Raw genomic sequence first — 9,677 nt, 5'->3', positions numbered from 1 at the left:
CCCTGATCGGCTTCGGAGGGCTGGGGCTGGCCCTCGATCCGGCGCTGCTGGCCCGCTGGTCCGAGTGGACCTTCATCGGCAGCGATGCGGCGCTGGCGGTGGCCGTGAACGGCCGCGTGCTGCCGGCGGGCCTCCGGCCCCTCGATGCGATGCCCTGCTGCAGCCGCGTGCTCACCAAACCCGGCTACAGCACCTTCTGCGAGGCGCTCAGCCAGGGGCTCGGCATTCACCTGGTGCATCGCGAGGGGTTTGCCGAGGCCGCCGTGCTCGAGCAGGCCCTGCAGCGCCACGGCGCCCATCGCCTGCTCTCCCAGGCCCAGCTGCACAGCGGCGCCTGGGAACTGGACCAGCCCCTGCTGCCGCCCAGCCACGGTCCGCTGCCCACGCACGGGGCCGAGCAGGCCGCCGCGGCGATGCTGGGCTGGCTGGCCCAGCGGGGCCTGACGGCCTGATGCGCCGACCCGATCAGCAGTTCCAATCAATACTCCCGGCACGATTGGCAACGCTGTTGATTCTCAGGCCAGAAACTGAGGTCACCACTGGATTGCAAACCGTGTGCGGTGATTCTTGATACGAGTGGACGATTTCTTGATTGGCCCATATAACGCCGACTTTTCGCCGGATATAGCCAAATTGGCGCCCAACGTTGCGAGACCCCCGCATAAGCATGCGAATTCACTCGCCCGTGAGTGCCTTCCTCGCCGCTGCGGCTCTGCTGCCGCTGGCCTCTCCCGCCATGGCCCAGGCGGCCCCGCCGCAGGGCTCAGCACTGGCCAGCGCCGCCGTGCTGATCCGGCCGCTGCCCCTGCCGCCGCCCCCGCCGCGCATCTTCGCCATCACCCCCGAGCGCCGCGCCCTGCTCAACACGATCCGCTACGCCGAGGGCACCTGGGCGGACGGCCACGACATCGGCTACCGGATCATGTTCGGGGGCGGGCTGATGCCCTCCCTCGATCGGCACCCCGACCGGGTGATCCGCAGCGCGCGCTACGTCAGCGCCGCAGCCGGTGCCTATCAGTTCATGCCCTTCACCTGGGATCTGGTGACCCGCAGCCTCGGGGTCCAGAAGGCCGGTCCGGATGCCTTCGGGCCCCATGTGCAGGACCAGGGCGCCCTGTTCCTGATCCAGCGCCGAGGCGCCCTGGCTCTTGCCGATCAGGGGGCGTTCACCCCCCAGCTCGCCCACAAGCTGGCTCCGGAGTGGGCCTCCTTCCCCACCCTGGCGGGCCGCAGCTTCTACGGGCAGCCGGTGAAGCGCTTCGATGAGCTGCGCCGCTTCTACGAAGCCAACCTGGCGCGGCTGCGCAGCCAGCTCGAACCCTCGCTGCCGGTGGCTGAGACCCTGCCGCTCGCCGAGAGCCGCCCCGCCTGTGAACCCGAGGACTCGCTCCGCTGCCAGCTGGAATCCCTTGAGCTGCGCTCACGGCCCCGCGCCGGGGCCTGATCTCGGGCGGCTGATCCTGGCCGACCGGCTCAACGCTGCGCTGCCGGGATCAGCCTTCGCCGGGGCGCTCCCGGCTGCGCCCCACCGTGACCTGGGCGATCAGATAGGCGGCCACCGACGCTCCCAGGAAGCCCAGCCCATTGCGGGCCAGCGGCAGCAGGTCATTGGTGCGGGTCACGATCGGGGCGACGCCGAAGACCCCGAACAGGATGATCCACAGAGGTGAGAGCAGCAGCACCCAGGCCCACTCGATCGTTCGGCCGGGTTGGCGCGGATAGGCCGCGAAGCCCACGATCAGCCCGCCCAGGATCGAGGTGGCCAGGGTGAGCACCCACTGCTCCTGGGGCAGCCCCGGCACCACCTGGCAGCCGCCGATCACCAGGCAGCCCTTCACGGCGTGGAGGGCGTCGAGGATGGCGGCGTCCTCGCCGTTGTCGCGCACGTAGTACTGGTTGCCGTAGCGCGTCTGCAGCTCCACCCAGAAGGTGCGGGGCATCAGGGCGAAGAGGGCATCGCCCACGTTGAAGTTGAGCAGGTTGCCGCCGCGCTCGTCGGCGATCAGCAGCAGCGAGCGCTCATCGAGGTTCCAGAAGTCCTTCACGGCGAGCCCCGGCGTGCGGTCGTACTGGGTGAGCACCCGCAGCTTCCAGCCGCTGGTGGCCTCGAAGTCGCTGAGCTCCTCCTCGAGTGCGGTGCGCTGGCTGTCGGTGAGGGCCTTGGCCAGGTCGATCACCGGGGTGAGGTGATCGGGCAGCAGGTCGGGATTGTCGTAGGCCAGGGCCGGCTGGACCCAGCCGGTGGCGGCCACCAGCAGCAGGAATGCGCTCAGCGCCGCGGCCCACATCCGACCCATGCACCTGTCCCAGGGGAAGATGCATTCTCCCTGAGTCGACTGCCGAGCGTGAGCCTCCCCGCCTGGCTGCTGGAGCGACTGCAGGCCGCCGGCGGGCGCGTGCCCTTCAGCACCTACATGGGCTGGGTGCTGCACGATCCGGAGCACGGGGCCTACGGCGCCGGCCGCCTGCGCATCGGCCCGGCGGGCGACTTCGCCACGGCTCCCTCGCTCGGACCCGACTTCGCCGCCCTGCTGCTGCCCCAGCTGGCCGAGTGGCTCGAGACCCTGGCCGCTGAGCCCGACGCTCGCCTGGCCCTGGTGGAGGCCGGCCCGGGGGAGGGAAGCCTGGCCGCCGACCTGGCCGCTGGACTGGCGGCAGGCTGGCCTGCGCTCGCCGCGCGCACCGACCTGCTGCTGGTGGAGCCCAATCCCGGCATGGCCGCCCGCCAGCGCCGGCGGCTGGCGGACTGTCCGCTGCCCTGCCGCTGGGCGTAGCTTCGCGGAACTGGCCGCCGCTCCCCGCCGCGGCGTGGTGCTCGCCCATGAGGTGCTCGACGCCCTGGCGGTGGAGCGGATCGTCTGGGACGGGTCGCTCTGGCGCCGCCAGATGGTGGCGCTGCACGAGGGGCCCGATGCCCAGCCCTCGCTGCGGCTGGAGCCCGGCGAGCCCCTGGATCCGCCGGCGGATGCGCTGCTCTCCGCCCTGGGGCTGCTGCCCTCCTCCCCCCAGCGCCAGCCCGGCTGGAGCACCGAACTCCACCCCGTGCTGGCGCCCTGGCTTGCCGCCTGCGGCGAGGCCCTTTCGGCCGGTGCGCTGCTGGTGGTCGACTACGCCCTCGAGGCCTGGCGCTACTACGCCCCCCAGCGCAGCGCCGGCACCCTGCTGGCCTACCGCGGCCAGCGCGCCAGCGGCGATCCCCTGCTCGATCCGGGGGAATGGGACCTCACCGCCCATGTCTGCATCGAGAGCCTCGATGCGGCGGCCAGGGCGACCGGCTGGATGCCCCTCGGTCACTGCCGCCAGGGCGAGGCGTTGCTGTCGCTCGGTCTGGCCCAGCGGCTCCACGGCCTGCAGCAGGAGAGCAGCAGCGCCACGGGAGTGCCTGATCTGGCTGCTCTGCTGGCCCGCCGCGAGGCGCTGCTGCGGCTCGTGGATCCCATCGCCTTGGGCGATTTCCGCTGGCTGGCCTACGCCCGGGGCCTGCAACTGGGCGTGCCCCGCTTCCTGCAGGAGCCGCCGGGCTGACCACCCAGCTGCCTGATGTCTGCCTGCTCAAGCCGCCGCCAGCCAGCTCTGCAGCGGCTCTGGCTGCTGCTGCGGGCTGCTGGTGATCTCGATGATCCGTCCGATCGAGGCCGGCGCGGTGAGGGCGTCGAGGCACACCTGGGCCACGAGGCGGCGGGGAATGCTGTCGCTCTGCTGCTGGTCGGGGCCGCTGAACACCACGCCCTCACGGGTGCTGCGGCTGTCGTCCTCGCTGAGGCCGCCGGGGCGCACCACGGTCCAGTCGAGGCCGCTGCCCTCCAGCCAGCGCTCCCCCAGCCGCTTCCACACCAGGATCAGGCCGAACAGATTGAGCGGGTGCAGCCAGCGGCCGGCGCACAGGGAACTCACCAGCACCACCCGCCTGAGGCCAACCGCCCGGCAGGCCTGGATCTGCTCCCGCACCCCCACGGCATCCACCTGCAGCGGTCCGGCCAGATTCACCGACGGCCGCGCTCCGGTGGCGATCACCAGGGCATCGCAGCCGGCCAGGGCGTGCTGCAGGGCATCGCCCTGAACCAGCTCCAGCCGTCTCACCTCCAGCCGCCCCTGCTGCTCGGCCTCGGCCAGGGCCGGCGGCAGCACCGAACCCGGTCGCACGATCGCCCGCACCTGCAGGCCGCGCCGCAGGGCCTCATCCGCCACCCGCCAGCCGGTCTTGCCCGAGGCACCGGTGATGGCCACCAAGGTCATGGTTGCTCGCTCGCTCACCCCCCCATGCTGGCCGGCAGCCGCTAGAACCGCGGCCCATCTCCCGGATCCCCATGGCCACGGAAGCCCGCTGGAACGGCCAGCTGATCGCGAGCAGCGACGACATCGTGACCGTGGAGGGCAACGCCTACTTCCCGCCCGAGGCCCTGGTGGAGGGATGTTTCCGCCCCTCGAACCATCGCAGCGTGTGCGGCTGGAAGGGCGAGGCCCACTACTACGACGTGGTGGTGGACGGCCAGGTGAACGCCAACGCCGCCTGGTTCTATCCCGATCCCAAGCCCGCCGCCGCCGAGATCAGGGGCCGGGTGGCGTTCTGGAAGGGTGTGCAGGTGCGCTGACGCCCACCGGGATCACCGGCATCAGGCTGCGGCGAAACCAGCTGTCGCGGCCGCGGGGTCGCAGCAACCGCAGCAGCAGGGCCAGCAGCGCCAGGGGCTCGGCCGGAGCACGCCGCACCGGCCACTGCCCGGGGCGCCGGTAGAGGCGCCGGTGCAGCTCGTCGCGCTGCAGCTCGCTCAGGTCTCCCCAGCGGCCGCCCAGCCGCAGGCCCTGGCGGCACTCCAGCTGCAGCGGCCAGCGCTGCCCGTCGCTGCTCACCAGCTCGAGGCTGGCGGTCTCCAGATCGTGCAGGGGCTCCGCCAGCTGCAGTTCGGCCCCGACTTCGCTCAGGGCCGTGAGCCGGGCCGGCCGGCCGTTGAGCGTCACCGCCTCTCCCCAGGCCAGCCAGGGGATGGCGCTGCTGCGGGCGCGGTCGTGGCAACAGCGCAGCGCCGCCAGCAGCAGCAGGGCGTTGAGCAGGCCCCAGGCCAGCACCACCGCGAGGGTGGCGCTGGAGATCCCTTCCAGAGCAGGCCGCCTGGCGCCCAGGCCCAGAGGTGCCGGCAGCAGGTTGAGCAGGGCCACCACCTGCAGGCTCAGCAGTGCCAGCAGCGGCAGCAGCAGCTTCGGCTCCGGCGACCGGCGGCGACCGACGGCCAGCGCCTTCGGGGTCACGGCGGAAGGGCTGGGGCCGGCCCAGCAGGGCGCCCAGCACCGCCCCGGCGAGGGGCAGCAGCACCAGCCAGCGGTAGAGCTCCGGCATCAGCGCGGTGCGGCTCTGGCCGCTGATCCAGCGGGCCAGCAGCAACTGGGCTGCCACCAGCGGCACGGCCGCCTGGAGCAGGCCTGCCCCGCTCACCTGCAGCGGGGCGACGCCCAGCACCCCCAGGCTGAGCGACATCAGCAGCAGCACCAGCTGGGGAAGCACGTTGAACCAGTGCAGGATTCCCTCCAGAAAGGCCAGCCGTTGCAGGGGGTTCAGGCCGGCGATGCGCAGCGGGTTGGCGCCGGTGCGCAGGGTCTGCAGGGTGCCGCCGGCCCAGCGGCAGCGCTGCCGCACCAGCGCCGCCGCACTCAGCGGGGCCAGGCCGGCGCTGAGCTTCTCGGCCACGAAGAGGCAGCGCCAGCCCGCCGCCGTGAGGCGGATGCCGGTGGCCAGATCCTCGGAGGGCGTGCCGGGTTCAAAGCCCCCCACCGCCAGCAGCGCCTGGCGCCGCACCACGAACGAGGTGCCGGCGCACACCACGGCATCCAGCCGCTGCCGCACCGGCTCGATCCAGCGGTAGAAGCTCTCCTCGTCGGGCAGCAGCCAGCGCTCCAGCGCCAGGTTGCGGATCACCGGATCGGCGTTCATGTAGGTCTGGGGCGTCTGCACCAGACCCACCGCCGGATCCTCAAACCGCCCGGCGGTGCGCTCCAGGAAGCTCTCCACCGGCACCACGTCGGCGTCGAACACCGCCACCAGCTCGCCGCTCAGCTCCGGCAGCACGTGGTTGAGATTGCCGGCCTTGGCGTGCTCGCGCCGCTCGCGCTGGCGGTAGCGGCAGCCAGGCGCTCACAGAGGGCCTGCAGTTCCGGCCGGCCGGAGTCGTCGAGCAGCCACACCGCGAAGGCTGGGTAGGCGATGGCGCGGCAACCGCGCAGGCAGCGCTCCACCACCTCCAGCGGCTCGCCATAGCTGGGCACCAGCACATCCACCCACGGCACGGCCGCGCTGGATGGGCCCTGCTGCCGTTGCGCCGGGGCGTCCGCCGGCCGGGCGCGCTCCGGCGCCAGGGTGAACAGCAGCAGCAGCAGCCCATGGGCCTGCAGCCAGAGCTCGGCGGCCAGCAGCAGCAGGCTGAGCGTGCCGGCCAGCGGGGTGGTGAGGTTGAGGGTGGCGGTGATCCGCCAGTGCAGGTAGCGGCCCGTGAGCAGGGCCAGCAGCAGCACGGCCCAGGGCAGGCGCATCAACTGGAGGGCGGCTGTTGCGGCATGGCCGGCGGCGGACAGGTGAGCCGCTCGAAGTCGCAGCTGAACACGGTGGGCTTCTGCCAGCTGAGCGGGATCTCCAGCAGGTCGCGCGGGCCGCTGATCCCCTGCGCCACGAAGATCAGCGCCGCCAGGGTGTTGAGGCTCAGGTGCAGCCGCCGCCAGCGCAGCTCCCGGTGGATCTCGGGCCGCCCCGCCATCGAGAACAGCATCAGGCCGACCAGGCCGATGCCTCCCCAGAAGTGGGACTGCCAGAAGGCCGGATCTAGGGGATTGTCGCTGCGGCGGAACACCTCGGGCTGCAGCCCCAGCCCGATCACGCCGGCCCAGCAGAGCAGGGCGAAGCTGGCGCGGTAGACCGGCTGCCGCACCCGCCAGAGGGCGGCGAGGGCCACGCCACTGCCGATCAGCACCAGCAGCAGCAGCCCGAGCCGCCCCGGGCCGCCCTCGAAGCCGGCCAGGGGTTTGCCGGTGGCGATCACCACCGCCTCGGCCACCAGCACGATCGCCACCACCGCGCCCGCCAGCCACTGGCCCAGGTCGGCGTGATCGCGCCCCACCGTGGCGGGCTCCTTGCTGTGGTGGATGCGTCGCTCCCGAGTCTGCCGCGCCAGCCGCAGCACCATCCCCAGCAGGGGGTACACGAGCACCACCGCCAGCGCGGGGTGGATCAGCCAGAGCCAGTCGACGGTCTGCATGGGGGATCGCGGCGGGAGGGCGGCGGCAGCGGAGCTCAGCCTTCGTTCAGCATGGCCTCAGGCCTTCAGCGGTGCCCACGCCATGGTGGCGTTGAATTTCTGACACCAGATCAGCACCGATCCATGCCGGCTCAGATCGATCGAGGCCGGGATCGTGTAGCTCTGGGCCCCGGACGACGACTTCAGCGGCGCCAGGATGGTGGTGCTCCCGGGCTTGAGGGGATAGGCCGGCGGCTTGCTCATCGCCAGCGGTGTGGCGGAGGGGCTGAACACGATCTTCAGGTCCGGGGCCATGTCGTTGGTCCTGAAGTCGCTGCTGAGTTCGAGGATCCGCGTGCCGCCCTCCGTGCGGATCTTGAAGCCGCCGCTCACCGGCGCCTCCGCCTGGCGGAAGCTGCCCTTGGCCATCGCGGCGGCGACGGGCAGCATCGTCTTGCCCGGAGCCGGCTTCGCCGCGTCGGCGGCGCGCACGACAGCCGCTGCGGTGCCCAGCAGCACCAGGGCCATGGCTCCGGCCGCAAGGGTCGAGGGCAGGGATGGGGTCTTGACCACCATGGTGGGAACGGGGGTAATGAAGGGGTAATGAAGAAGGAGGAGCCCAGCCCGGTGGGATCAGCGCCTCCGCCCCCCCTCTACCGCTGAGCATCGCGATCGGATTGCCCCCCCATCGGCTCCTGCCCGGCTTCGCCCTGCCCCTGGCGATCTACGTGGTGCTGCGCGGTCTCGACGCCACCGTGCTCAAGGCTCTGCAGCAGCACGGGCTGAGCAACCCGGTGAACGGCGAGAACCCGATCAGCTTCTGCAATGTGTTCTTCTTCGCCCAGCTGTCGATTGGACTCGCCGCCCTGCTTGCCGGTCGGCGCAGCCTCCGACCGGCGCTGCTGTCGCTGAGCCGGCGCGATCGGGCTCTGCTGGCGGGCGACGCGCTCCTGGGCAGGTTCGTCGGTCCGGTGGCCTACTACCTCGCCCTGCAGTCGCTCACGGTGATCAGCCAGACCCTGCTCTTCGCCCTGGTGCTGCCGGTTTCGGCGCTGCTGGCCCGCTGGCTGCTGCGCGAGCCGCTGCCGCGCGCCTTCACCCCCAGCCTGCTGCTGATCAGCTGCGGCCTGCTGCTGCCCCAGCTCACCCAGGCCGCCATGGGAGCCGGCATGGACGACCTGGCGGGGTCGTTTGGGCGCTGGTGGGGGTGCTGGCCTTCAGTGGCGCGGCGCTCACCGGCCGCTCGATCGCCGGCCGCAACTGGCCCGCGGCCCTGAGCGTGGGCCTGGGCTCGAGCGTCACGGCCCTGGTGTTCGCCGCGCTGGCCCTGCTGCTCTACGGCCCCGGGCACTTCCTGCTGCTGCAGCTCTGGTGGGTGGCGGGCGTGCTGCTGCTCTATGCGCTCACCCTCTCGCTCGGGAGTGAGCTGGCGCTGCGATGGGCCTACCGGCAGGCGAGCGTCGCCACCGTGTCGCTCTGGGGCAGTCTCACGATCGCGGTGGCCGTGGTCAGCGCGGCGCTGCTGCTTGGCGAGCCGATCCGCCCGCCCACCGTGGTCGGTGTGATCCTGCTGCTGGCGGGCGTGGTGCTGGCACGCCGCCCGCGGCAATCCGATCGGCCGGCTCGCCAGTAGTTCCCAGCAACGGCACACGCGGCAGACCTCGTGGCACGCCGCCCCCCCGATCCCGATGCACCACCCGGCCGGCCCGTGGCAGCGGAGCCGCCGCTCGCGGATGCTCAGCCCTTCGACAACCTCGAGGCGCTCTACGAGGCCTGCGGAGCTCCGGTGCACCGCCTGGCCCTGCGGCTCTGCCGCTCGCGGCAGGAGGCGGAGGATCTCACCCACGACGTGTTCCTGCGCTACTGGCAGCAGGGGCGCTACGAGCCCTCCCGCGGGCCGGTGCTCGCCTACCTGCTGCTGCTCACCCGCTCGATGGCGATCAATCGCCTCCAGCAGCGCCGCAACCGATGGCAGCTGGTGCAACGCTGGTCGCACCAGCTCTTCCCCGCGGCCGTGCCCGGCCCCCACGACAGCGTTGAGCAGGAGGATCTCGCCGAGCGGGTGCGCAGCGCCCTCGCCGCGATTCCCGCCAGCCAGCGCCAGGTGCTCGAGCTGGCCTACTACGAGGGGCTCAGCCAGGCGGCGATCGGCGAGTGGCTGCAGCTGCCGCTGGGCACCGTGAAGACCCGCTCCCGCCAGGGCCTGATCCGCCTGCGCGAGCTGTTGTTCGATCTCCGCAGCACACCATGACTCCCGACGACCGCCACCCCCACCCGGAGCGCTCCGCTGCCGACGCCTCCGAGATCGACGCCCTGCTGGCGGGCCACGCGCTCGGCGATCTCGACTCCGCCGAATGCGAGCGGCTGGCCGCCCTGCTCGAGCAGGATCCCGCCCTGAGTGACCGGCTGGGCGAGTTCCGCACCACCCTGCAGCTGCTCCCCCTGGCCCTGCCGGCC

Annotated in this window: 12 protein-coding genes and 3 pseudogenes; 9 read left to right on the top strand and 6 right to left on the bottom strand. The window is 72.2% G+C overall.

The window, feature by feature from the left end; translation table 11 throughout:
* Nucleotides 1–452, top strand: a pseudogene (locus SYNGFB01_RS14650) (hypothetical protein); the annotation flags it as partial.
* A 215-nt stretch (nt 453–667) separates the two neighbouring features.
* The gene (locus SYNGFB01_RS08590) at nt 668–1,444 is read left to right on the top strand and encodes a glycoside hydrolase family 104 protein (RefSeq protein WP_048017719.1); all 777 of its coding nucleotides are present in this window, start codon (nt 668–670) and stop codon (nt 1,442–1,444) included.
* A 49-nt stretch (nt 1,445–1,493) separates the two neighbouring features.
* Here SYNGFB01_RS08590 and SYNGFB01_RS08585 read toward each other — a convergent pair whose 3' ends face one another.
* Nucleotides 1,494–2,297 (bottom strand): TPM domain-containing protein, encoded by an 804-nt coding sequence (locus SYNGFB01_RS08585; RefSeq protein ID WP_048017722.1) that lies wholly within the window; start codon nt 2,295–2,297, stop codon nt 1,494–1,496.
* 48 nt (nt 2,298–2,345) lie between these two features.
* On the opposite strand from SYNGFB01_RS08585, the gene SYNGFB01_RS15935 reads away from it, so the two are divergent.
* Nucleotides 2,346–2,774 carry an SAM-dependent methyltransferase gene (locus tag SYNGFB01_RS15935; protein ID WP_255347547.1) on the top strand — a complete coding sequence of 143 codons (429 nt, stop codon included), beginning with the start codon at nt 2,346–2,348 and terminating at the stop codon, nt 2,772–2,774.
* A 34-nt stretch (nt 2,775–2,808) separates the two neighbouring features.
* Nucleotides 2,809–3,525 (top strand): SAM-dependent methyltransferase, encoded by a 717-nt coding sequence (locus SYNGFB01_RS15930; RefSeq protein WP_255347546.1) that lies wholly within the window; start codon nt 2,809–2,811, stop codon nt 3,523–3,525.
* Nucleotides 3,526–3,552: 27 nt separating this feature from the next.
* On the opposite strand, the gene SYNGFB01_RS08575 is transcribed toward SYNGFB01_RS15930, so the two are convergent.
* Nucleotides 3,553–4,236 (bottom strand): SDR family oxidoreductase, encoded by a 684-nt coding sequence (locus SYNGFB01_RS08575; RefSeq protein ID WP_048017718.1) that lies wholly within the window; start codon nt 4,234–4,236, stop codon nt 3,553–3,555.
* 71 nt (nt 4,237–4,307) lie between these two features.
* Here SYNGFB01_RS08575 and SYNGFB01_RS08570 point away from each other — a divergent pair, with 71 nt between their 5' ends.
* Nucleotides 4,308–4,592, top strand: a complete 285-nt coding sequence (locus tag SYNGFB01_RS08570) for a DUF427 domain-containing protein (protein WP_048017717.1) — start codon at nt 4,308–4,310, stop codon at nt 4,590–4,592.
* Here the strand turns inward: SYNGFB01_RS08570 and SYNGFB01_RS16015 are convergent.
* The 4 genes and pseudogenes from SYNGFB01_RS16015 to SYNGFB01_RS08555 all read right to left on the bottom strand — a co-directional run.
* Nucleotides 4,517–6,064: pseudogene (locus tag SYNGFB01_RS16015) on the bottom strand (glycosyltransferase family 2 protein); the annotation flags it as partial. The gene SYNGFB01_RS08570 and the pseudogene SYNGFB01_RS16015 sit on opposite strands and share 76 nt — an antisense overlap.
* Nucleotides 6,046–6,522 (bottom strand): glycosyltransferase, encoded by a 477-nt coding sequence (locus tag SYNGFB01_RS15445; protein ID WP_053068410.1) that lies wholly within the window; start codon nt 6,520–6,522, stop codon nt 6,046–6,048. The gene SYNGFB01_RS15445 and the pseudogene SYNGFB01_RS16015, both read right to left, overlap by 19 nt.
* The gene (locus SYNGFB01_RS08560; RefSeq protein WP_048017716.1) at nt 6,522–7,241 is read right to left on the bottom strand and encodes a DUF4079 domain-containing protein; all 720 of its coding nucleotides are present in this window, start codon (nt 7,239–7,241) and stop codon (nt 6,522–6,524) included. Before SYNGFB01_RS08560 ends, SYNGFB01_RS15445 begins: the two co-directional genes overlap by 1 nt.
* Nucleotides 7,242–7,298: 57 nt before the next feature.
* A complete protein-coding gene (locus SYNGFB01_RS08555) occupies nt 7,299–7,796 on the bottom strand; it encodes a DM13 domain-containing protein (protein ID WP_082325951.1) in 498 nt (165 codons plus the stop codon).
* Nucleotides 7,797–7,897: 101 nt separating this feature from the next.
* Here SYNGFB01_RS08555 and SYNGFB01_RS14645 point away from each other — a divergent pair, with 101 nt between their 5' ends.
* The 4 genes and pseudogenes from SYNGFB01_RS14645 to SYNGFB01_RS08535 all read left to right on the top strand — a co-directional run.
* Nucleotides 7,898–8,497, top strand: a complete 600-nt coding sequence (locus SYNGFB01_RS14645) for a hypothetical protein (RefSeq protein WP_048017715.1) — start codon at nt 7,898–7,900, stop codon at nt 8,495–8,497.
* Nucleotides 8,428–8,853 carry an EamA family transporter gene (locus tag SYNGFB01_RS14640; RefSeq protein ID WP_161795878.1) on the top strand — a complete coding sequence of 142 codons (426 nt, stop codon included), beginning with the start codon at nt 8,428–8,430 and terminating at the stop codon, nt 8,851–8,853. Before SYNGFB01_RS14645 ends, SYNGFB01_RS14640 begins: the two co-directional genes overlap by 70 nt.
* Nucleotides 8,854–8,883: 30 nt before the next feature.
* The gene (locus SYNGFB01_RS08540) at nt 8,884–9,471 is read left to right on the top strand and encodes a sigma-70 family RNA polymerase sigma factor (protein ID WP_082325950.1); all 588 of its coding nucleotides are present in this window, start codon (nt 8,884–8,886) and stop codon (nt 9,469–9,471) included.
* Nucleotides 9,468–9,677 (top strand): annotated as a pseudogene (locus tag SYNGFB01_RS08535) (hypothetical protein); the annotation flags it as partial. The gene SYNGFB01_RS08540 and the pseudogene SYNGFB01_RS08535, both read left to right, overlap by 4 nt.

Origin of the sequence: Synechococcus sp. GFB01 (assembly GCF_001039265.1) — a bacterium.
Lineage (GTDB): Bacteria > Cyanobacteriota > Cyanobacteriia > PCC-6307 > Cyanobiaceae > NIES-981.
Note: the sequence above shows the minus strand (reverse complement) of the source record. Positions and strands in the feature narration are given on the sequence as shown.